General features: G+C 71.4%; 16 protein-coding genes. 10 read left to right on the top strand and 6 right to left on the bottom strand.

What is annotated here, in order from left to right; translation table 11 throughout:
* Positions 1-46 precede the first annotated feature (46 nt).
* The 5 genes from MMF94_RS07785 to MMF94_RS07765 all read right to left on the bottom strand — a co-directional run bounded on the left by MMF94_RS07785 (position 47) and on the right by MMF94_RS07765 (position 7,488).
* Positions 47-2,191 (bottom strand): FAD binding domain-containing protein, encoded by a 2,145-nt coding sequence (locus tag MMF94_RS07785; protein WP_241035613.1) that lies wholly within the window; start codon positions 2,189-2,191, stop codon positions 47-49.
* A 7-nt stretch (positions 2,192-2,198) separates the two neighbouring features.
* Positions 2,199-2,978, bottom strand: coding sequence for an enoyl-CoA hydratase/isomerase family protein (locus MMF94_RS07780; protein WP_241035612.1), 780 nt, complete (start codon positions 2,976-2,978; stop codon positions 2,199-2,201).
* Entirely contained in the window at positions 2,969-5,404 is a 2,436-nt protein-coding gene (locus tag MMF94_RS07775; RefSeq protein ID WP_241035611.1) for a xanthine dehydrogenase family protein molybdopterin-binding subunit, read from the bottom strand. Before MMF94_RS07775 ends, MMF94_RS07780 begins: the two co-directional genes overlap by 10 nt.
* Positions 5,397-6,905, bottom strand: a complete 1,509-nt coding sequence (locus tag MMF94_RS07770; RefSeq protein ID WP_241035610.1) for a class I adenylate-forming enzyme family protein — start codon at positions 6,903-6,905, stop codon at positions 5,397-5,399. Before MMF94_RS07770 ends, MMF94_RS07775 begins: the two co-directional genes overlap by 8 nt.
* Before the next feature lie 91 nt (positions 6,906-6,996).
* Positions 6,997-7,488, bottom strand: a complete 492-nt coding sequence (locus tag MMF94_RS07765; protein ID WP_241035609.1) for a GNAT family N-acetyltransferase — start codon at positions 7,486-7,488, stop codon at positions 6,997-6,999.
* A 146-nt stretch (positions 7,489-7,634) separates the two neighbouring features.
* On the opposite strand from MMF94_RS07765, the gene MMF94_RS07760 reads away from it, so the two are divergent.
* The 8 genes from MMF94_RS07760 to MMF94_RS07725 all read left to right on the top strand — a co-directional run bounded on the left by MMF94_RS07760 (position 7,635) and on the right by MMF94_RS07725 (position 17,153).
* Positions 7,635-8,195 carry a PadR family transcriptional regulator gene (locus tag MMF94_RS07760; protein ID WP_338104173.1) on the top strand — a complete coding sequence of 187 codons (561 nt, stop codon included), beginning with the start codon at positions 7,635-7,637 and terminating at the stop codon, positions 8,193-8,195.
* Between the two features lie 58 nt (positions 8,196-8,253).
* The gene (locus MMF94_RS07755) at positions 8,254-8,862 is read left to right on the top strand and encodes a sulfite oxidase-like oxidoreductase (RefSeq protein WP_241035607.1); all 609 of its coding nucleotides are present in this window, start codon (positions 8,254-8,256) and stop codon (positions 8,860-8,862) included.
* Positions 8,863-8,876: 14 nt separating this feature from the next.
* On the top strand, positions 8,877-9,605 hold the full coding sequence (locus MMF94_RS07750; RefSeq protein ID WP_241035606.1) for a ferredoxin reductase: 729 nt from the start codon (positions 8,877-8,879) through the stop codon (positions 9,603-9,605).
* Positions 9,606-9,938: 333 nt separating this feature from the next.
* Entirely contained in the window at positions 9,939-11,618 is a 1,680-nt protein-coding gene (locus tag MMF94_RS07745; RefSeq protein WP_241035605.1) for a purine-cytosine permease family protein, read from the top strand.
* A complete protein-coding gene (locus MMF94_RS07740; RefSeq protein ID WP_241035604.1) occupies positions 11,615-12,418 on the top strand; it encodes a 5-oxoprolinase subunit B family protein in 804 nt (267 codons plus the stop codon). The genes MMF94_RS07745 and MMF94_RS07740 overlap by 4 nt, the downstream gene beginning before the upstream one ends.
* A complete protein-coding gene (locus MMF94_RS07735; RefSeq protein WP_241035603.1) occupies positions 12,411-13,430 on the top strand; it encodes a 5-oxoprolinase subunit C family protein in 1,020 nt (339 codons plus the stop codon). Before MMF94_RS07740 ends, MMF94_RS07735 begins: the two co-directional genes overlap by 8 nt.
* Complete coding sequence (pxpA, locus tag MMF94_RS07730) at positions 13,427-14,191, top strand: 5-oxoprolinase subunit PxpA (protein ID WP_241035602.1); 765 nt, start codon at positions 13,427-13,429, stop codon at positions 14,189-14,191. The genes MMF94_RS07735 and pxpA overlap by 4 nt, the downstream gene beginning before the upstream one ends.
* Before the next feature lie 115 nt (positions 14,192-14,306).
* On the top strand, positions 14,307-17,153 hold the full coding sequence (locus MMF94_RS07725) for an aminotransferase class III-fold pyridoxal phosphate-dependent enzyme (RefSeq protein ID WP_241035601.1): 2,847 nt from the start codon (positions 14,307-14,309) through the stop codon (positions 17,151-17,153).
* On the opposite strand, the gene MMF94_RS07720 is transcribed toward MMF94_RS07725, so the two are convergent.
* The gene (locus MMF94_RS07720) at positions 17,143-18,369 is read right to left on the bottom strand and encodes a PucR family transcriptional regulator (RefSeq protein WP_241035600.1); all 1,227 of its coding nucleotides are present in this window, start codon (positions 18,367-18,369) and stop codon (positions 17,143-17,145) included. The genes MMF94_RS07725 and MMF94_RS07720 overlap by 11 nt on opposite strands.
* A gap of 229 nt (positions 18,370-18,598) precedes the next feature.
* Between MMF94_RS07720 and MMF94_RS07715 the strand changes: the two genes are divergently transcribed.
* Positions 18,599-21,433: a glycoside hydrolase family 38 N-terminal domain-containing protein gene (locus MMF94_RS07715; RefSeq protein ID WP_241035599.1), complete on the top strand. Its 2,835-nt coding sequence runs from the start codon at positions 18,599-18,601 to the stop codon at positions 21,431-21,433.
* A gap of 39 nt (positions 21,434-21,472) precedes the next feature.
* Positions 21,473-22,216 carry a GntR family transcriptional regulator gene (locus tag MMF94_RS07710; protein ID WP_241035598.1) on the top strand — a complete coding sequence of 248 codons (744 nt, stop codon included), beginning with the start codon at positions 21,473-21,475 and terminating at the stop codon, positions 22,214-22,216.
* Positions 22,217-22,232: the final 16 nt, after the last annotated feature.

Below are 22,232 nucleotides of genomic sequence, written 5' to 3'. Positions count from 1 at the left end.
GTCCCGGCCCGAGCACCCGCAACTCACCCACGTGTGAACCGGCGGCTCAGTGCCTGCGGCGCGCTGTGATGCGTCGTCGCACGGCGGCGAGGAGCGCGCCGATCGCGAGCCGGAGCGAGGACGCGCGCCGTGCCGCGGGCGCCTCCCGTCCCGTGGCAGCGGCGTCCACCGATCTCGCGAACTGCTCGAAGAGCCGCCTGCTGACGTCGCCGGCGAGGGCACGCCCGAACTGGGCGATGCGCCCGGACAGGTAGAGATCGGCGTCCGCCCGGAGCACGGTGCCGCCACCCGGCCCGGGCTCGGCCCGTAGCCGGATGTCGGCTTGCGTGGCGCTACCGCCCGCGTCGGAGCCCTGGCCGATCATGCGCAGCCGGTGATCGGCCGGATCGCGGTCGATGATCTGCGCGAGGCCTGCGAACGAGAGCTTCACCGGGCCGAGGGCCACACCGGCCCGGCCCCGGTACCGGTCCCCGCCGAGCACCTCGGTGAGCTCGGCGCCGGGGAGACAGGCGACCATGCGCTCGACGTCGGCGAGCACTGCCCACACGGCGTCGACCGGGGCGGTGAGTTCGCTGGTCACCTCGACCGAGGCGGTCGGGGCCCCGGCCGGGACGGACAGGTCGGTGACGGCCGAGACCTCGCGCCTGTCCCCGTCGCCGGGTGCGGCGGGCTCGCGTCCGGCGGCGAAGCCCTCGCCCGCTCCCCCGCCGCGCCCCACCAGCGGCCGAGCGACGCAGTTCATCGGCTCCGGCACGCCCCTGGGATGCGCTTCGGCGACGTCGGCCACGGCGGCGAGGATGCCGCGGTAGCCGGTGCAGCGGCACAGCACACCTGACATCTGCCCGGGAAGTTCCTCAGGGGTGACCGGCCCGCCGGCAAGCAGGTCGTAGGAGCTCATGAGCATCCCCGGGGTGCAGAAGCCGCACTGCAACGCGTGGTGTGCGGAGAACGCCTGCTGGAGCGGGTGCTGCTCGTCGGCGCTGCCGAGCCCTTCGACCGTCACGACCTCGGCACCGTCGCACTGGACCGCGAACAGCAGGCAGGCCCTGGCCGCGGTGCCGTCGACGAGCACCGTGCACATTCCGCAGACGCCGTGCTCGCAGCCCAGATGGGTGCCGGTGAGGCCGAGGTGCTCGCGCAGCGCGTCGGCGAGATGCATCCGTGGGGGCACGCGGACGGTGACCTCACTCCCGTTCACCCGCAGCGTCACAGCCACGAGCTCCTGCGCCTCCACCCGGGCCTGCGCTCGTGCGGCCACACCTGCGCCCGCGGGCCGGCCGGCACGGTCGGGCGACAGCTCTGTCCGGTCGGGCCGCTCGTCCGCGGGACGGTCCGGCGCGGCGGTGCGGTGCGGGCGGGACAGCTCACGGGCGGCCAACACCGTCAGCAGCCGGCGCCGGTAGCCCGGTGAGCCGTGCGCGTCACCCGCGGTGTCGACCAGCTCGGCGGCGAGCTCGGCGATCGCGTCCCGCAGCGGCTGCTCCGCCCCGTCGGTGGCCCGGACGAGGTCGGTGACGTCCCTGGTCACCGGGCGGTCGGACACCCCGAACGCCGTGAGCCGGGCGGCGAGCAGAGTGCCGTCGTCACCGCGGTGCACCCGCGTGGCCACCCCGGCCAGCGCGAAGTCGCCGTGCCGGCGGGCGATCTCGCCGAAGCCGTACCCCTCCCCCGGTGCGGCCACCGGGAACCGGACGGCGAGGAGGACCTCGTCGGGAGCCAGGGCGGTGGTCATCGCCCCGGCGAAGAACTCCCCGGCCGCGACGGTGCGCCGGCCTCCGGGGCCGGCGATCTCCAGCACGGCATCGAGGCAGCAGGCCACGGCGGGTAGCTCCGCCGCCGGGTCGGCGTGGGCGAGACTTCCGCAGACCGTGCCGCGGCTGCGCAGCTCCCGGTGCCCGACGAAGGGGAGCGCCATCCCGAGCAGAGGTACGGCACGAGCGTGCTCGGACCGTTCCACGGCGCGCTGCCGGACCGCCGCTCCGATGTGGACGGCACCGCTGCCGACGCTGATCCGGTCCAGGCCGGCGACCGCAGTGATGTCGACGAGCGTGGCGGGCCTGCCCAGGCGCATCGCGAGCACCGGCACCAGCGACTGCCCGCCCGCGAGCACCTTGGCGTCGCGGCCTGCGAGCTCGGCGAGTGCGTCGTCGAGGCTCGTCGGGCGGACGTAGGCGAACGGTGCCGGTTTCATGGGCTCGTCACCGTCCGGTGAAGTCCGGCTTCCGCTTCTCTGTGAACGCGGCGACCCCCTCGGCGAAGTCGTGGGTGGAGCGCAGCATCGCGTAGGCCTTCCGTTCCAGTTCGATGCCCGTGTAGAGAGGGCCGTCGGCGCCCTTGTCCAGCACCTCCTTCGCCGTGCGCTGGGCGGCGGGCGAGAAGGCCGCCATCCGCCCGGCCAGCTCGTCGACGGCGGAGTGGAGCGCGTCGCGATCGTCGTGCAGGCCGGCGACGATCCCCCAGTCCAGCGCCTGCGCGGCCTGGATGCGGGTGGCCGTCATGATGTGGAACTTCGCGCGGGAGAGCCCGATCAGCCGGGCGAGTCGTTGTGTGCCGCCCGAACCCGGGATCATGCCGAGGTTCATCTCCGGCAGCGCGAACTGGCTGCGCGCGGTGGCGAGGCGGATGTCGCAGGACAGGGCGATCTCCAGGCCCACTCCGAAGCAGTACCCGTCGACCGCGGCGATCACCGGCTTCGGGCTGCGCGCGGCGGCGGTGACGTTGTGGCCGAGGTCGGTGAAGTCGATGGGGTCGACCTCCATGAAGCCCGCGATGTCGCCGCCCGAGGTGAAGTGCTCACCGTCCGAGCGGACCACGACGACGCGCACGTCCGGATCGGCGTCGATCACGGCGAACCGCTCCGCCACCGCCTGGCGCATCTCCCAGGTGATCACGGTGTAGGGGCCGTTGGACAGGGTCAGGTACGCGACCCGCCCCTCGTGCCCGCGCTCGAGCAGCACCTCGCCGCCGGTCAACGCCATGGTGGGGTCTCCTTCTCGTTCTTCTCGATGAGCTGGTGCAGCACCTCTCCGTGCAGCGGCAGCCGGGTGATCTCGACGCCGGAGGGCGCGAGCGCGTCGGCCACGGCGTTCGCGAACGCGACCGGGAAGCTCATCGACGAGCCCTCCCCGCAGCCCTTCGCGCCGAGGGGGGTGAGCGGGGACGGGGTCGCGATGTGATCGGTACGCAGGTCGAACCCTGTCTCCGCGCTCGTCGGACACAGGTAGTCGAGGAAGGTCGCCGACGTCGGCTGCCCGGACGGGGCGTAGGTGAACTCCTCGTACTGCGCGCCCCCGAGCGCGTGCACCAGCGCGCCGTGCACCTGGCCGTCGAGGAGCTGCTGGTTGAGCACCGTGCCGGCGTCGTGGACCGAGCAGACGCGGTCGATCGTGATCTCGAGGGTGCCCGGATCGATCCGCAGGGCGACGAGCTCCGCGACGAACCCGTAGCAGAGCGACGAGTTGATGCGGTCGTCGCGCGTGGCGGCGCTGGTCTCGCGCGGGGTGAAGGCCGCCTCCTCGTAGAGCCGGGCCGACGTGCCGGGCGGCAGCGACGCCGGATCCCAGTGCACCACCCCCGCGGCGTGCCGGAACTGCACGCTCGCCCCGGACGGGTGCGCCACCGTGGCGTCCACGAGGCACAGCTCGTCGGCGGGCAGGCCGAGCATCACCGAGGCCGCCGCACGCAGCGTCGCGGCGATCCGGTCGGCCGCCTGCACCACCGCGCTGGTGACGAGCGGCGCGAAGCGCGAGGAGTAGCTCCCCGACGTCACCGTCCAGGGCGTGGTCGCGGTGTCCATGTCGACGACGACACGCACCTGGTCGACGGGCAGCCCGAGCCGCTCGGCGGCCACCTGGCGGGCCACCGTGGCGTGCCCCTGCCCCTGGGGCACCGACCCGAGCAACACCGTGACGATCCCCTGCACGTCGACGGAGATGCGCACGTGTTCGGTCGATCCGGACTTGTCCCGCCGCGGCTTGCGCTGTTCCGACGGCGTCGCGAGCCCGACGTAGCCGATGTTCGTGCCGGACGGGTCGACGACGAGCGCGACCCCGATGCCGTAGTGCACACCCTCGGCGCGAGCCGCGGCCTGCCGCTTGCGCAGCTCCTCCAGGTCGGCGACCTTCACCGCGAGGTCGACGGCGGCCACGTAGTCGCCGGAGTCGTAACAGCCGCCGGTGGGCGTCTCGTACGGGAACGAACCGACGAGGTTGCGCCGGCGGACCTCCACGACGTCGAGCCCGGTTCTCGCGGCTACGGCGTCCATCAGCCGCTCCAGCCCGAAGTACAGCTGCTGGCCACCGAAGCCCCGGTTGAGCCCGGTGGGCATCGAGTTGGTGACCACCGCGCGGGCCCTGATCTCGACCGCCCCGATCCGGTACGGGCCGGTGATGTTGCCGTAGCAGCGGTAGAGCGTGGAGGGCTCCGGCGGCCGCAGGTAGGCGCCGACGTTGTCGACCAGGTCCGTCCGCAGAGCCGTGACCTCGCCCGACGCCGTCACGGCCGCCGCGAAGCGCATCACCCGGTCCGCGCCCGACGAGCTCGCGAGCAGGTGCTCGACGCGGTCCTCCGTCCAGCGCACCGGTGTGCCCGAGTGCTTCGACGCCAGCGCCATGAGCACCACGTACGGGTAGATCCCCGCCTTGATTCCGAAACTGCCGCCGATGTCGGCCGGCACGTGCAGCCGCACGGCGGACGTCGGGATGCCCAGCGCCCCCGCCATCACCGGGACCATCGTGAACGGGCCGTGGAAGTTCGCCCACGCCTCGACGCCGGGCCCGCTGCCGGTCTGCTGCCACTGGGCGATGACGCTGTAGCACTCCATCGGCACCGATGAATAGCGCGGGAAGTCGTACTCGCCCTCGACGACGTACCCACCGTCGCGCTCGGCGTTCGCGAACGCCTCGTCCACCGCGCCGAACCGGAACGTGCGGTCGGTGGCCACGTTCGAACCGGCCTCCTCGTGCAGCAGCGGCGCTCCGGGCGCGAGCGCGGCCCGCGCTCCGATCACGACGTCGAGCGGCTCGTAGTCCACCGCGACGAGCTCGGCGGCGTCCTCCGCGGTGAACCGGTCCCGCGCGACGACGACCGCGATCGGCTCCCCGACGAAGCGCACCTTGTCGACCGCGGTCGGGTAGTAGGGCATCGCAGCGCCGGTGGACAGCGGGAACGGGCGCAGCGCGGCGCGCACCTCGTCGGGCCCGATCACGGCGGCGACGCCCGGGTGCGACCTCGCCCGGGACAGGTCCACGGAGCGCAGCCGGGCGTGCGGCTGCGTGGACCGTACGACCGCCGCCACCAGCGTGCCGGGGAGCGGGTCCATGTCGTCGAGGAACCGCCCCTGCCCGGTGACCAGAGGACCGTCCTCGATGCGCGACGGCACCCAGCGCGGGGCGTCCTCAGGCATCGGCCAGCGCCTCGAACTCGCCGGCGACCAGCGTGCGCCGCAGCGTCTTTCCCACCCCGGAGCGCGGGATGGCCCCGACCGCGACGACCCGCTTGGGGCGCTTCAACGACGGGAGCACCGAGCGGGCGTGTGCCGCGGTGGCCGCCACGGCCGCCGCAGGGTCGGTGGCCTGCGCCGGCACGACGAACGCGGTGACCGCCTGTCCCCACCGCTCGTCGGGCATACCGACCACGCACACGTCGGCGACCGCGGGGCAGCGCACCAGCGCCGCCTCGATCTCGTCGGGGTAGATGTTCTCCCCACCGGAGTTGATCATGTCGTCGACGCGGCCTGCCACCCACAGGTCGCCGTCGTCGTCGGCCGTGGCCAGGTCGCCGGTGTAGTACCAGCCCTCCCGGATCGCCTTCTCGTCCGCGTCCGGACGCTGCCAGTACCCGGCGAACGCCTCCGGGCTCGCCATCGACACGATGACCTGCCCCTGCTCCCCCGGCCTCACCAGCGCGTCCGGTGGGGCGTCGCCCTCGGGGGCGACCAGCCGGACCTCGGAGAAGATCCCGGCGCGGCCGGCCGACCCGGGCTTGGCAGCCACGTGGGGACCGATCGTGAACGTGTAGATCTCGGTGCTGCCGAAGTGGTTGACGAACGCGGTGGGCGACACGGCCGACACGAGCTGCTCCGCGAGCGTCGGGGTCATCGCCGCGCCTGCGTAGGCGAGCCGGTCCACGCTCCGCGCCTCGCCGAGGCGACCCGTGTGCAGCAGCGACCAGAAGATCGTCGGCACGAGGTAGAGCGAGGTCACGTTCTCGGTGCGGATCAGCTCCAGCGACTCGCCCGGGTCGAAGTCGGGCTGGGCGACCCAGGTCCCGCCCACGACGATGCTGGTCAGCAGGGTGCGCAAGCCCATGGTGTGGAACATCGGCATCACGCCGAGCACGACCTCACCGTGGCGTTGCTGTGTCTGGACGGCATGTGCCACGGCCGCCGTGTGCTCGGCACGGTGGGAGCGCGGCACCCCCTTGGGCCGCCCGGTGGTGCCGGACGTGTAGAGCAGCACGCTCACCGAATCCTCGGCCGGGACGATCGGGAGTGCGCCGTCGTGCTCGCCGGCGGCCATCGCGTCGAGCTCCGCAGCGGTCCGGACGGGCACATCGCCCGCGGCGGCCGACGCCCGCTCCGCCGTGGTCGGGTCGGTCACCAGCAGCACCGCGGCTGCGTCGCCGATGCAGTACCGGAGCTCCTCGGCCCCGAACCGCGTCGAGAGTGGCACGGAGATCGCGCCCAGCTTCTGCGCGCCCAGATGCAGGCTCGCCAGCGGCTCACCACCGGCAAGGGAGAACGCCACACGGTCGCCCGGGCGCACGCCTGCGGCCGCGAGCGCCCGCGCGAGCTGGTTGGTGCGGGCGTCCCAGTGGCGATAGGTGAGGGCGCGCCCGGATCCACCGACTGCGCGACGCCCGGGATGGCGCCGCGCTGCCCATCCCAGAGTGGTCGCCAGGTCCATATCCCTCCCCTGTCACACCATCTGTCTCGGACGGTACTGAGGAGAGGTTCGACCGGCAACCGGGACGGTCCCACGCGGCGACGCGCCAGGCTCAGGAGCCGAGCGCCAGGTACATCACGTGCAGACCCACGTACCCGTGTGCCCGCGAGCAGAACGCACCCGGCACCGTTCCGACGATCTCGAAACCGAGGCTCTGCCAGAGGTGGACAGCCGGGAGGTTCGTCTCGACCACGGCGTTGAACTGGATGCCGCGATACCCCTCGTCGCGGTGCCACTGCACCACGTGCTCGCCGAGGCGGCGCCCGATACCGCGGCCGCGCACCGCCTCGTCGACCATGAACGACGCCGTCCCGACGTGGCTGCCCCGGCCGGGACGGTTGGGGCCCATCGTGGCCGACCCGAGCACCCGCCCCTCCTCTTCGAGGACGACGGTGCGGGCCGGTGGCCGCATCAGCCAGCCGTCGCGAGCCTCCTCGGTGGTGAGGTCGGTGCGGTAGGCGTAGGTCTCGCCCGCCTCGATGATCCGGGAGAGGAACGGCCAGATCTGCGGCCAGTCCTCCTCCGTGGCCGTCCGGATCGTCATGATTCGGCAGGCAGTTCGTCGGTCCGGTAGGGCGCGCACGTACGAGCTCTCACGTTCGCGACGCTAGCCCCGAGGCCGCTCAGGAAGAGCACAAGCCACCAGCTAGACCGGACGGTCTCACCCGGATGGTCCGGTACGATCCGACGGTGCCTGCAGTCCGACTGTCCCCGACGTCCTACGTCGTACTGGGGATGATCGCGCTACGCGGCCCGTCCACGCCGTACGACCTCAAACGGGCCGTGGGGCACTCGGTCGGCTACTTCTGGAACTTCCCCCACGCCCAGCTGTACTCCGAACCCGACCGCCTCACCGTCGCGGGGCTGCTCGCCCTCTCCGTCGAGGACACCGGGCGGCGGCGCAAGACCTACTCCATCACCGGCGCCGGGCGCGAGGCCCTGCGCAGCTGGTTGGCCTCACCCACCGACGAGCACTTCCAGATGCGCGACATCGCCGAGCTCAAGCTGTTCTTCAACGAGGTCGGCGACCCGGCCAACGTGCCGAATCTCGCCGCCGAGCAGATCAAGCAGCACGAGCAGCGCATCGCCGTCTACGAAGGCATGGTCGAGCGGTTCGGCGACGATCCCGCGAGCCGCCCCCGGATGATCACACTGGAGCTGGGTCTGGAGATGGAACACGCCGCGCTACGGTTCTGGACGGCGCTCGCGGAGGGCGACCTCGACCGGCTGCGCCGCGCTCGCAAGGCCTGAGGAGCACTCCGCCCGTCGCCAGGTGGAATGAATCCGGCATCCGGAGGCTTAGCAAGGTATGGCAGGCATCACACGAGGATTTCTGGGGCGCCGCGGCGACCGCGACCCACGGCTACCTCCAGGCCAGTACGACGCGCGCGACCAGTGGCCCGTGCTGCATGCCGAGGCCACCCCCCGGATCAGGACCGAGACGTGGACGTTCACCGTCGAGGGCCTGGTCGAGCAGGAGGTGAGCTGGACGTGGGACGAGATCCGCGCCCTCCCTCGCGCCCGCTACGAGGGTGACATCCACTGCGTCACCACATGGTCCAAGTTCGGCATGACCTTCGACGGGGTCTCGGTCGACACGCTGCTGGCCGCGGCACGCCCGCTGCCCAGCGCCTCGTACGTCGTCGCCTTCTCGCACACCGGCTACACCACCAACCTCCCGCTGGCCGACGTCACCGACGGCAAGGCCTGGGTCGTCTGGGACGCCGACGGGCACCCGCTCACCGCGGAGCACGGCGGCCCCGCCCGGCTCCTCGTGCCGCATCTCTACTTCTGGAAGAGCGCGAAGTGGGTGTCCGGGCTGCGCCTGCTCGACCACGACGAGCCGGGGTTCTGGGAACGCAACGGCTACCACGACCGCGGCGACCCCTGGCTCGAGCAGCGCTACCAGGGCGACTGACCGGTGACCGGCCGATGACCCTCACCCCTGGTGGCACCACCCACCGTCGCACCCTGCGCTGGCAGACCGCCCGGGTGCTGTCGGTGCGCGACGAGACGCCACGGGCCCGCACGTTCCGGCTCGCGCTGCCCGAGCCCCGCCCGCACCTCGCCGGCCAGCACTACGTCGTGCGACTCACCGCTCCCGACGGCTACACCGCCTCGCGGTCGTACTCGGTGGCGTCCGCTCCCGACGGCACGGGCGAGATCGAGCTCACCGTCGAGAGGCTGGAAGGCGGCGAGGTCTCGGAGTTCCTGCACGACGTCGTGCGTCCCGGCGACGAACTGGAGGTCCGCGGCCCGATCGGCCTCTTCTTCGTCTGGGAGGGCGAACGGCCCGCGCTTCTCGTCGGCGGTGGTTCCGGCGTGGTCCCGCTGATGGCCATGCTGCGCCAGGCGCGGGCAATCGGGCGCGGCGACCTCCTGCGTCTCGTGGTGTCGGCGCGCTCCCCCGGCGACCTGTACTACGCCGACGAGCTGCCCGGCCCCGAGTCCGTGGTGCTCTACACCTGGCAGGCCCCACCGGGCGCGGGTCGCACCGCCGGACGTATCGCCGTCGCCGACATCGCACCGCTGGTGCGCGGCGACGAGGACGTGTACGTCTGCGGCTCCCCCGCCTTCGCCGACGCGGCCACCGACGTGATCATCGGCGCCGGGATCCCGGCGGAGCGCATCCGGGTGGAGCGCTTCGGACCGTCGGGCTGAGTGCCGTCGTGCCGGTGCCCACCCGGCATCCCTGAACTGCCGATATTCCGGCGCGCTGTGCGGGCGAGAGAGAGAACTGGCCACGCACAGCCGCTCGTCCGCCGAGCCCTCGATGCAGTGACGGCCGTGGTGTTTTTCCTGCATTGCGAAGTCCCGGAACAGTGGCGTAACGGGTGAACCGCGCCACTGTGCACCTGCACAATCTGGTGCGCCGTCCACTGGGACAGCATCCCTTGTTGGCTCTCTTGCTCGGTGATGGGATTTCGATCCAAGCGCGCCGGAACAGGCCGCCTGGGGGTGCGGCCCCAGCAGCTGACGCAGCGGAGGGCGACGATGGCCACCACATCCAGCGGAAGCGCCGGACCCCGGCACGTGAAGGCGGCACTGATACCGAAGGGAAAGCAGGCACGCCGCGAGGCCGCTGAGGACTACGCGCTGCGGAAGGTTCCGGCGCACTGGAAGCGGCCGGCGCTCAGCTTCGCGATGTCGTTGAGCGGCCTCACGTCGTCGGTGTTCTTCCTGGCGCTCGGCGGCCAGCTGACCCTGACCTTCGGGTTTCCCTCGGCCATGGCTGCATTCGTGGCCGGGACCGTGCTCGGCTGGCTCGGTTCGGCCGTGATCGCGAGGGTCACGGCGATGACCGGCCTGGACCTGGACCTGATCACACGCGGGAGCGGGTTCGGGTTCCTCGGATCGGCGATCACGTCGTTGATCTATGCCGTCAACTGGATGATGTACGCGGCGATCGAGGCGGCGTATCTCGGCACCGCGCTCCACACGGAATGGCCGGTTCTTCCGGAGCCGGTGTGGTTTCTGCTCACCGGTTTCGTCTCCGTGCCGATCTGCTGGTACGGCTTCACGCAGAACGACTTCGTGCAGCGCTGGCTGGGGCCGATATTTCTGGTGGGCCTGGCGTGGCTGGTCATCGCCGGCGTCCAGCATTCCGGCCTGTCTCCGTCGTTCAGCAGTCCTGGTTTCTCCGCGGTCGGATTCTTCGGCGCGCTGGGAGCCCTGCTCCCCAACGTCGTCATCCAGGTCCTGGGCACCGGCGATTTCTCCCGTTTCATCCGCAAGACCGAGGTGAAGCGGGCCATGGTCGTCGGCCCGTTCGTCGTGATCGCGGCGGTCTACCTGATCTCGTTCCCGGCGGGCGCGGTGCTCGCGCTGTACACCGGGAGCGACAACCCGGGCAGCTACATCACCGGTGTTCTCGGCCTGTTCGGCGTGATCTGGGTGACCGCCACGCAGCTGCGGATCAACAACATGAACTTCTACAGCGGGTCACTCGCGCTGGCGAACTTCGCGTCGCGGATCCTGCACTGGGTGCCGGGCCGCCGCTTCTGGGTGGTCTTCGTCGGCGCGGCCGCTTTCGTCGGCGCGATGCTGCACGTCGAGGAGCACCTGATCGGGGTCGTGTCCTTCATGGGCATCTTCTGCCTGGCCTGGCTCGGAGTGCTCATCGCGGACATCTGTGTGATCAAGCCGAAGCTGCGGGTGCCGCCCACCCACATCGAGCACCGTCGCGGATACCTGGCGAGGTGGGGAGTCCCCGCGCTGGGCAGCCTGCTGGTGGGCGCGGTGGTCGGGGCCGTTCTGTCGATGGCGGCAATTCCCGACGCGGCCACGGGCCCGATCCTCGGCGACGTCCTGGCCTTCGGCATCGGGTTCTGCGGTCCGATCGTGGTCGAACTGGTGGCCAAGGGCCGCTTCGAGCGGCTGGACCGGGTGCCGGACCCGGACTGGGTCGACGACTTCTCCCGCTCGGACGAGGAGATGGAGTCCGGCGAGAACATGCTGGCCTGCGGCAACTGCGCCGAGAAGGTGATGCGCCAGGACATGGTGACCTGCCCCGTCACCGACTCCCATGTGCTCTGTTCGGTCTGTTGCGCAGCACATCGCACATGTGGCGAACGGTGCAAGACCGACGACTTCGGCCAGTCCGATGCGGACATCCGGCGGCACCTCGACATCGTCGCGGTGCGGCGCGACACGCGGCCGGTGGAGCGGTCGTGAGCGATGACGTCGTCTTTCGTCCCCTGGGCGACATGGCGCTCTCCGTCGAGTTCGGCGACCGGATCGAGCTCGCACTCAACTTCCGGGTGCTGGCGCTGGATCGCGCGCTCACCGGCACCGGTACGCCGGGGGTGCGGGAGACGGTACGGACGCACCGTTCGCTGGGCGTCGTGTACGACCCGGCCGTGATCCGGCGGCGTGACATGGAACGGCTGATCACCGATCTCGTTGCCGGCCTGGCCGAGCTGACCGAGTTCCCGTCGCGGCTGGTGACCATCCCTGTCTGGTACGACGACCCGTGGTCGCAGGCTTGCGCGCGGGCACACGGCGTGGACAACAACATCGACTACCTCGCGCAGACCAACGGGATCTCTCGTGAGGAGGTGATCAACCGCCACGCCGGCGTGCGGCACTGGGTGTCCGCGGTCGGCTTCCAACCGAGCACGTACCAGGCGGTGCCCCTGGGACCGATGGGCTTGACCGGCCCCAAGTACGAGCGCCCGAGGCAGTGGACGGATCCCGGCATCGTGTGCCTCGCGGGCACCATCACCTCCTACTACCCGGTGCGCAGCCCGGGCGGCTACCAGTTGCTCGGGCGAACCCCGATCGATCTGTTCGACCCGCTGCAACGCACTCCGGCGTTCGCCGACAGCCCGGTCCTGCCCCGCGTCGGCGACCGGCACCGATACGTGCCGATCGACGGCGCGGAGTACGCCGAGATCCGCGCGCACGTGGTGGCTGGTGACTACGAGCACGAGATCGAGGACGGGGTGCAACGGCTGGAGCGGATCGATGCATGAGCTCAACGTTCTCGAGGTGCTGCAACCGGGCCTACAGACCACGGTCCAGGACCTCGGGCGCCCCGGGTACCTCGCCGACGGCATTCCTCCGTCGGGCGCGTTCGACGGCCCCGCCCTGAAGCTCGCGAACCTGGTGGTGGGCAACGATGTCGGCGACTACGTCCTGGTCGGGACGGATCCGGGTGCGGCCGGGCTGGAGATGCTGCTCAGCGGCCCGACGCTGCGAGCACTGGGCAGCACCGTGATCGCGGTGACGGGCGCCGACATGCAGCCTCGGGTCAACGGCGAGCCCGTCCCGATGTGGACCTCGATCGCGGTGCGCGCCGGCGACGAGATCGCGCTCGGTGCGGCCCGGACCGGCGCCCGGACCTACCTCGCAGTGGCCGGTGGCATCGCCGTGCCGCCCGTACTGGGCAGCCGCGCGACCAACGTGCGTGCGGGTATCGGCGGGCACGCGGGGCGCGCGCTGCAAACCCGGGATGTACTGGCCGCCCGGCCCCGCCGCCGTCGTGTGGAGGAGCTGGCAGGTCGCCGCATCCGACGCGACCGGCTGCCCGGGTACCGTCCCGTGCTCCGTGTGGTCCTCGGGCCGCAGGACCACCTGTTCACGCCGGAGAGCGTGCGCACCTTCCTCCAGACGGCCTGGCGGCTCTCGCCCATCTCGGACCGCATGGGGTGCCGGTTCGTCGGCCCGCCGCTGCACTTCCTGCCACGGCCGGACCACCTGGTGGGCCAGGCGGGATCCGATCCGTCCAACATCGTGGACGACGCCATCTGCGTCGGGTCGATCCAGGTGCCCAGCGGGCTGGAGCCGATCGTGATGGGTGTGGACGGTCCCAGCCTCGGTGGCTACGCGAAGATCGCCACGGTGATCAGCGCGGACCTGCCGGCGCTCGCCCAGCTACGACCGGGCGATTCCGTACGGTTCTGCGCTGTCGATTCCGACGAGGCGCTCGAAGCCCATGTCGCTGCCCGATCCATCGGTTTTCCCGACTTCCTGGAGAAGAAGTGAGCTGGCAGATCAACATCAATTCGGATATGGGCGAGGGTTACGGGCGGTGGCAGCTCGGTTCGGACGAAGAACTCATTCCGCTGGTGCCCACCGTGAACATCGCCTGCGGATTCCACGCCGGCGATCCTCGCATCATGCACCGGGTGACGGCGGCCGCCATCGCCGCGGGTGCCGACGTCGGCGCCCACGTCGCCCTGCCGGATCTGCGCGGCTTCGGACGGCGTCCGATCGACATCGACGCCGATGATCTGCGCGACGACCTGCTCTACCAGATCGGCGCGCTGGACGCGTTCGTGCGGGCAGAGGGCGGCACGATGCGGCACGTCAAGCCACACGGATCACTCTACGCCATGTGCGGACGGCACGAGCACTACGCCCGCGCGCTGCTGCATGCCGTCGCACGCTACGACACGAGCTTGATCGTGATCGTCGGGCAGGGCTGGCCGGAACTGCTGGCCGACTCCTACGGGCTCACCGTCCGGCACGAGGGCTACATCGACCTCGACTACCAACCCGACGGATTCCCGCAGGTGGAGCCGGTCAAGAAGGCGTGCGACCCGGACGAGGTCGCCCGGCGCGCCGTCGCGATCGTCAAGGAACGCACGGCGAGGGCGCTCGACGGCTCGCGGATCGAGGTGGCGACGCCGACCCTGTGCCTGCACGGCGACATGCCCAACGTGCTGGAGGTGGCCGCGCGGGTGCGCGACCGCCTTGCCGAGGAGGACATCGAGATCGTGGATCTCGCGTCCGCGGTCCGCTGATCGGCGCGGATTCGCCGCCCTCGAGAACACGGCAGTGCTCGTGCACAGTCCGCCACCCGCGACCGATCGCGCACGCACATTGCGCCCGCCGTAGGGCTGGAATTGACTCGACAACGTGGAGCCATTCGACATCGAGACGGCGCTGAAGCAGCATTATGGGCTCGACGTGGCGGAGCAGGAGGTGCTCGGCGGCGAGAGCGATCACAATGTTCGGATCGTCACCGTCGACGGCCGCCAGTTCCTGCTCAAGGCTTCTGCGGGCTCCATTGACGACGTCTCGCTGCGCTGGCAGGCCGATGTGCTGTCACATCTGGCCGATCGCGCGCCGGACCTGCCGGTCTCACGGCTCGTTCCCGCCACATCCGGTGCAGAACTCGTGTCCGTCGGCTCCTACGCCGTCCGCCTGCTCACCTGGCTGCCCGGCACCCTGTTCGCGGAGATCGAGCACCACCCGCCGGCGCTGCTCACCGAACTCGGCCGCGTCGCGGGCCGGCTCACCCGCGCCTTGGCCGACCTGCCGGTACGGGCCGGGGTCCGCTCCCATCACTGGGACGTGCGCAAAGCCGCGACGGCCATCGACGCGGGTCTCGGTTTCGTCCCGGACGAGCGGAACCGCAGAACCGTCGAACACGTGCTGACCTGGTTCGACCGTGCCGGCGCCACGCTCGACGGGTTGCCGACGGGCGTCGTGCACCAGGACATGAACGACTTCAACGTGCTCGTGCTCCCCGATGGCGACACCGGGGTGCACGTCAGCGGGGTGCTCGACGTCGGCGACGCACTCTTCACCATCCGAGTGGCGGAGGTGGCGATCGCAGCCGCGTACGCAATGCTGCGGAAGGACGATCCCCTCGCCGCCGCGGCGGCGGTTGTGGCCGGGTTCCACTCGGTGGTGCCGCTCACCGATGCCGAGCTCTCGGTTCTCTTCCCGCTCGCCGCCGCCCGGCTGTGCGTGAACGCCACCACGTGGACGCGGCGGCTGACGACCAGCGACAACCGATACGCCAAGGAACGGATGCGGCACACCTGGCCGGCACTGGCCCGGATCGTCGAGATCAGCCCGGCGCTGGCCGAGGCCGCCTTCCGCGACGCCTGCGGCTTCGAGCCGGCACCGACGCCCGCCGTCACCGGGCAGGCGGCCGTGGTGCACGGAGCGCTCACCGAGCTCGATCTCACCCCCGGAAGCGATCTGTACGACGATCTCGACTGGAGCGACCCCGACGCCGTGACGGCGGCGATCGCCCACCGGCGCGGCAGGACCACCGGTGTGGCCCGGCATCTGACGGCGTCGCTGCTACACGCGTCTCAGCGGTCGGCCCGTGCGGCCACGGTGCAGCTCGGGATGGCGTTGTTCCCGCCGGAGGGGGAGCCGCTCCGAACCCCGCTGGCCGGCGTGGTCGAGCGCATCGCTGCGCCGCTGGTGGTGCGCCATGACCGCGTGTGGACGTGCTGGTGGGGCCTGGAACCGCTGGTCTGCGACGGAATGGAGATCGACGCCGGAACGGCCCTCGGGACGGGCCGGGACGGTGTCCAGGTGCAGCTGGTCACCTCCGCCGAGCTCGCGGCCGAGCCGCCGCCCCGGTGGGTGCGGCCGGACGACGTTCCGGTCTGGTCGCGGCTCTCCCCCGATCCGTCGGTCCTGCTCGGGCTCGAACCCGCCCAGCAGCCTCGGATGGACGTCCACGACGTGGTGGCACTGCGCGAGCACCGGTTCGGTCGCTCGCAGCGCGCCTACTACCGGCGTCCGATGAATCTCGTCCGGGGGCGCGGCGTCTGGCTCTACGACGAGAACGGCTTCGGCTATCTCGATGCGATCAACAACGTGTCGCACGTGGGCCACGCCGAACCGCGGGTGGCCGCAGCGGCGGCGCGGCAGATGAGCAAGCTCAACACCAACAGCCGGTTCATCTACGAGGGCATCGCCGCCTACGCCGAACGGCTCTGTGCGACGCTGCCGGCGCCGCTCGAGGTGGTGTTCCTCGTCTGCACCGGCAGCGAGGCGAACGATCTGGCCCTGCGGATCTCGCGGCAGGTCACCGGGCGCGAGGACATGATCGTGATCGACGGCGCCTACCACGGCAACACCACCGCCGTCACCGGCATCAGCCCCAACCGGTACAAGGGAAGAGGAGGGGCCGGCGCGCCGCCCACCACGCACGAGGTGTCGCGTCCCGACCGCTACCGGGGTGCGTACGGGCACGACGACCCCGACGCCGGAGCGCACTATGCGGCCGAGGTCGCCGCCACGGCTGCGCGGCTCACGGCGCAGGGCCGCGCTCCTGCGGGATTCATCGCCGAGTCCCTGATGGGCACGGCCGGGAACATCGTGCTGCCAGACGGCTACCTGCCGGAAGCGTTCGCGGCCGTGCGGGCCGTCGGCGGACTGTGCATCTCCGACGAGGTGCAGGTGGGGCTGGGCCGACTCGGCGAGGCGTTCTGGGGCTTCGAGCTGCAGGGAGTCGTGCCGGACATCGTGACGATGGGCAAGCCGCTGGGCAACGGGCATCCGATGGCGGCGGTCGTCACCACGCGCGAGATCGCCGACGCCTTCGACACCGGCATGAAGTACTTCAACACCTTCGGCGGCAACCCCGTGTCGTGCGCCATCGGGCAGAGCGTGCTGGACGTGGTGGTCCAGGACGGGCTGCAGGCACGCGCCGGAGAGGTCGGCACCTACTTCCTCGGCGTGCTGGAGGACCTCAAGGACCGGCACCAGCTGATCGGCGACGTGCGCGGCCGTGGGCTCTACCTCGGCATCGAGCTCGTCCGCGACCGGGCGAGCAAGGAACCGGCCGTGTCGGAGGCGCTGGAGATCGCCGAGGGCCTGAAGGATCGGGGCGTGATCGTCTATCCCACCGGCGCGCTGGACAACGTGCTCAAGATCAAGCCACCGATGGTGTTCGGCCACGAGCACGTCGATCTCTTCGCAGAAGCACTCGACGCGGTGCTGCTCAGCCGCTGACCGGACGGCTGCCCGGGCCGTTCAGCCACTCGACGGCCAGGGTCAGGGCGGCCAGGTCTCGCGGGCGGGACAGGCTGAGACCGGTGATCCGCTCGATCGCCTGCAACCGGTTACGCACCGTGTTGCGGTGGCGGTAGATCTTCTCGGCCACCTCGCGCACGGAGCCCTCTCCGTACAGGTAGTTCTCGAGGGCCTCGAACATCGCCTCACGCTCGTGGTCCGGCAGCGCGAGGATCTTGCCGAGCACATCATGGGCCAGTGCACCCCCGAGCTCGCTGTCGGCGTAGACGACGGCCGCCAGCCACGAGGAGCCGAGCATGTGCAGCCCAGGGTCCGGCATCGACCGGATCACGGCCCGTGCCAGCCGCACTGCGCGCGGCACCGCGGCGAGCCCATCGGCCACGGATGCTCCGCAGCGCCACGCCGAGAGGGCATGGAGCGCCGGGAGCACGTCCCCGGCCTGCCGATCTCCGAGCAGGACGAGCAGGCACAGCTCGTCGGCGCGCCAGGCCGGGTAGTGGGGCAGGCCGAGCGAACGCAGCAAGGAGGTGACCGTCCGGCCGGCCTCGTGCCGATGCGGTACGTCCTCGGCCACCACGACCAGCAGCCGCCCGTCGGCCGGGAGGTCGAGGCGCTTGGCGGCCTCCCGCACCGCTGCCTGGTCCCCGTCCCCCGCGCCGATCAGCTGCTCGAACGCTGCGTGTCGCAGCTCGTCGAGATCCAGCGCCATGTCGTGCTCGGTGGTGCGATAGGCGTCGACCATCTCCGCCGTGTTCCGCTCGACCGCCTCCCACAGCAGGACCGAGCCCTCGACGAACGACTCGTTGGCCGACACGCCGCTCGCCCGTCCTTCGTCGATGACCGCCTCCCACAGGATCCGCAGGTCGATCCGGAACGCGTGCAGCAGGGCGGGCAACGGCAGGCGCTGACGTGCACGCACCTGGCCTGCTTCGACAGCGGCATCCATGATGTCCGGCGGGATGGGCCGCCCCGCTGCACGGGTGAGCGCCAGCGCCAGTGTCTTGCGCATCATCGTGGCGAGGTCGCCGCGGCTGACCTCCGACGTCGCGTACTCCGACTCGTCGGCCCACAACCGCTCCACCGCGCGGTGCACGAGCTCGTCCAGGCGGGTGTCGAGCAGCCGCCCGGCCACGAGCCGCATCGCCTGCTGCGGGTCCGAAGGGTCCGGCACCATGCCCGGCTTCAGCGCGGACACGATCGCCGTCCGTCCGGACGGATTCCTGCTGCCGCAGCGCGGTGCGCACGGATTCGGGTGACCACCTAGGCACTGTATTTTGTGGCCCCGTCGCCTGCCGTTCTGCAGATGTCACCACGGGGACGTCGATGGACAAATCGGCCAGCATCGACATACTCGCCAAAGATCGTTAGGTTGTCAGGACCAATGCACGGCCTGAGCAACCCGATCGAAGCGAGGCAGTCAGCGCATGACCGGAACGACGACCGGGACGCTCACCACGGGGGCAGCGACCACCGGCACAGCGGTGCAGGCGACCGGTGTGGGGACGGTCCACCTGGTTCCGCACACGCACTGGGACCGGGAGTGGTACGAGCCGTTCCAGCGCTTCCGGCTGCGCCTGGTCGACCTGCTCGACGACGTGTTGGCCTGGGCGGAGGCCGATCCGCGCTTCCGCTTCACCCTCGACGGGCAGATGGCCGCGGTCGACGACTACCTCGAGGTCCGCGAGGAGAACCGCGACCGGATCGCGCAGCTGGTCCAGCGCGGCCAGCTCGCCGTCGGCCCTTGGCAGATCCTGCTCGACGAGTTCCTGGTCTCCGGCGAGAACATCATCCGCAACCTGGAGCTGGGGCGCGCACGGGCCGACGAGCTCGGCGGCGCGATGCCGGTGGGATACCTGCCCGACGAGTTCGGCCACTGCGCGCAGATGCCGCAGATCCTGGCCGCCGCGGGCTTCGAGCACGCCTGCCTCTGGCGCGGGGTGCCGGCAGCCGTCGACGGGCACGCCTTCCGCTGGGTCGCCCCCGACGGTAGTGCCGTGCGCGTGGAGTACCTGGTGAGCGGCTACGGCAACGCGGCGTCGCTCTTCGCCGACCCCACCCGGTTCGCGCAGCGGGCCGTGGCCCTGGAGGCCACGCTGCGGCCGGTGTTCGGCACGGAACCGGTGCTCGGCATGTACGGCACCGACCACTCGGCCCCCGTGCGCTCGCTCGTCGAGCTCGTCACGGGGCTGGAGGACGCCGGCGCCCCGGTGCGCATGGAGATCACCACGCTGGGCGACTACATCACCGGCCGCGACGCCGGCGCGAGCGACATCACCGTGGTGCGCGGTGAGCTGCGCAGCCACGCGGGGGCCAACATCCTGCCCGGTGTGCTCTCGGTGCGTCCGCACCTCAAGCAGGCCATGGCCCGCGCCGAGCGGATGGTGGAGCGCTACGCCGAACCGTTCGCCGCCCTGTGGTCGCCGGTGTGGCCGCAGCGGTTCCTGGACATGGCCTGGTGGCGGCTCGTCGACGCATCCGGGCACGACTCCGTCACGGGATGCGGCGTCGACGAGACCGCGGTGCAGGTGTTCGCCCGCATCACCGAGGCCGAGCACCTGGGCCAGGCCGTGCGCGACCGGGTGATCGGCGCGATCGCTCGCGACGTCCCCCGCGACGCGATCGTCGTCGCCAACCCGTCGGCGATCGACCGCACCGACCTCGTGACGCTGGACCTGGAGATTCCCGCCTCCTGGCCCGCGGTCGCGCTGCAGCAGGCCGACGGCACGGTGCTCCCGGCGCAGGTGGAGAACCGCACCGCTGCGCTGCTGCACGAGGAGCGGATCGGCGCCGCGGAGCTGCCCACCTTCTTCCCACGCATCCACGGCCGCGAGCTGTTCGGCCTCGAGATCGTCTCCTGGGCCGTGCACGCCGACGAGCGGCTGCTGCAGTTCGAGCTGGCTCGCCACGGCGGTGAGGAGCCCTTCGACATCGACGCCCTGCGTGCCGCCGTGGCGGCTGCGGCCGTATCGGGCACCTGGACGGTGCGACTGCAGGCGCAGGAGCGCCGGGTGGTCACCGGGCTGGTGACGGCGCCGGCGCTGGGCTGGAGCTCGGTGCGACCGGTGCCCGCCGAGGACGCCGTGGTGACACGTCCCGTGCAGGCGTCGGACCCCGAAATGGACAACCACTGCCTGGACAACGGCCTGGTGAGCGTGACCGTCCACGACGACGGCACGCTACGGATCGTCGCGGCCGACGGCACGGTGCTCGACGGAGTGGGCCGGATCGTCGACGGCGGCGACCGTGGCGACACCTACAACTACGCACCGCCCGCCACGGACGCGCTGCTCGAGACACCGGACACGATCGTGATCACCGCGGCGGAGTCCGGACCGTTGCGGGCTGCGTTCACGGTGGTGCGCGGCTACTCGTGGCCGGCCACGATGGACTGGGCGCAGGACCGGCGCAGCGCGGCGAGCGAACCGGCGTCCGTCTCGATGCGGGTGGAGCTGCGGGCGGACGAGCCGTTCGTCCGGCTGGAGCTGGCGATCGACAACCGCAGCGCCGACCATCGCGTCCGGCTGCACGTCCCGGTGGCCCGCACGGCCGCCGTCTCGCACGCCGAGGGCCAGTTCGCGGTGGTCGAGCGGGGCCGCGCGGCCGAGGGCGGCGAGCAGCTCGACGTCCACTCGGCCGCCGGGTCGCCCAGCGGCGAGTACCCGCTCCCGACGTTCCCGGCCCACGGCTTCGTGGACGCGGGCGGGGCGGCGCTGCTGCTCACCCAGGCCTGCGAGTACGAGCTGCTCGGTGACGGCTCTGCGGGCGAGCTCGCGCTGACCGTGCTGCGCTGCACGGGACAGATCAGTCGCAACGTGCATCCGTACCGCGAGGAGCCTGCGGGACCGCAGATCCCCACACCGCAGGCACAGATGATCGGCACCACCACCGTCGCGCTCGCGGTGCTGCCGCACGCCGGGAGCTGGGTCGACGCCGACCTCGTCGCGACGGCCGACCGGTACCGGCATCCGCTCCACGCCGCCGCGGGCCAGAGCCTGCCCGGTGGCCCCCTGGAGAGCCACCACGGTCTCACCGTCGACGGCGCTGTCCTGACGAGCGTGCGGCTCCGGGGCGGCGTGCTCGAGGCACGCCTGGTGGCACAGAACCCGGAACCGGTCACAGCGGTGGTGCGCGGCCGGTTCGACACCGCCCGCACCGTCGACCTGCGCGGCACGCCGGGGCGGGAGCTGCCCGTGACCGAGGGAACCGTCAAGCTGCCCCTGCGTCCCTGGGAGATCGCAACCCTCAGGTTCGACACATGACCCGAGAGCCGGCGACGCGATGTGGCTGACGAGGAGCCGATGATGCCCGACCGTCCACAGGTCGTCGTCGACCGTGCCAGCCCGGTGCCGCTCTACTTCCAGGTCGCCCGCCAGCTCGAACAGGCCATCGAGTCGGGCGAGCTCCCACCGGGCTCGCGGCTGGACAACGAGATCGCCCTCGCCGAGGAGCTCGGACTGTCCCGGCCCACCATGCGCCAGGCGATCCAGTACCTGGTGGACAAGGGCCTGCTGGTGCGCAGGCGTGGCGTGGGCACACACGTCGCCCGGGCTCGAGTGCGTCGTCCCGTGGGCCTGACCAGCCTCTACGACGACCTCTCCGGCTCCGGGCAGCAACCGACCACCACCGTGCTGTCCCACAGCGTGGGGGCCGCCTCGGGTGTGGTCGCGGCGACGTTGGAGGTCCCGGAGGGCACCGCGGTGCTCACGCTGGAGCGCCTGCGCCGAACACGCGGTGAGCCCCTCGCCATCATGCGCAACCACCTGCGAGCCGATCTCGTGCAGCTCGACCCCGCGGTGCTCGAACACCGCGGCCTCTACGAGGTGCTGCGTGAGGCCGGAATCACCCTTGCCGCCGCGCAGCAGAGCATCGGCGCCCGCAAGGCGTCCGGGGCGGAGGCCCGCCTCCTCGACGAGCAGCGGGGCGCCCCGCTGCTCACAATGCGCCGCACGACGTTCGACGACCGGGGCGTCGTGGTGGAGTACGGCGATCACCTCTATCGCGCCTCGCGATACTCCTTCGAAGTGGCGCTGACCGGACGGTGAGCCGAGACCCAACTGT

The sequence above is a fragment of the Pseudonocardia alaniniphila genome, assembly GCF_022524485.1.
GTDB classification, from domain to species: domain Bacteria; phylum Actinomycetota; class Actinomycetes; order Mycobacteriales; family Pseudonocardiaceae; genus Pseudonocardia; species Pseudonocardia alaniniphila.
Note: the sequence above shows the minus strand (reverse complement) of the source record. Positions and strands in the feature narration are given on the sequence as shown.

Excerpts from the sequence above, each read along its gene's own strand:
- MMF94_RS07765 (WP_241035609.1), bottom strand. The coding sequence starts at position 7,488 with ATGACGATCCGGACGGCCACGGAGGAGGACTGGCCGCAGATCTGGCCG.
- MMF94_RS07755 (WP_241035607.1), top strand. The coding sequence starts at position 8,254 with ATGGCAGGCATCACACGAGGATTTCTGGGGCGCCGCGGCGACCGCGAC.
- MMF94_RS07715 (WP_241035599.1), top strand. The coding sequence starts at position 18,599 with ATGACCGGAACGACGACCGGGACGCTCACCACGGGGGCAGCGACCACC.
- MMF94_RS07745 (WP_241035605.1), top strand. The coding sequence starts at position 9,939 with ATGGCCACCACATCCAGCGGAAGCGCCGGACCCCGGCACGTGAAGGCG.
- MMF94_RS07735 (WP_241035603.1), top strand. The coding sequence starts at position 12,411 with ATGCATGAGCTCAACGTTCTCGAGGTGCTGCAACCGGGCCTACAGACC.
- MMF94_RS07785 (WP_241035613.1), bottom strand. The coding sequence starts at position 2,191 with ATGAAACCGGCACCGTTCGCCTACGTCCGCCCGACGAGCCTCGACGAC.
- MMF94_RS07710 (WP_241035598.1), top strand. The coding sequence starts at position 21,473 with ATGATGCCCGACCGTCCACAGGTCGTCGTCGACCGTGCCAGCCCGGTG.
- MMF94_RS07780 (WP_241035612.1), bottom strand. The coding sequence starts at position 2,978 with ATGGCGTTGACCGGCGGCGAGGTGCTGCTCGAGCGCGGGCACGAGGGG.
- MMF94_RS07775 (WP_241035611.1), bottom strand. The coding sequence starts at position 5,404 with ATGCCTGAGGACGCCCCGCGCTGGGTGCCGTCGCGCATCGAGGACGGT.
- MMF94_RS07750 (WP_241035606.1), top strand. The coding sequence starts at position 8,877 with ATGACCCTCACCCCTGGTGGCACCACCCACCGTCGCACCCTGCGCTGG.
- MMF94_RS07770 (WP_241035610.1), bottom strand. The coding sequence starts at position 6,905 with ATGGACCTGGCGACCACTCTGGGATGGGCAGCGCGGCGCCATCCCGGG.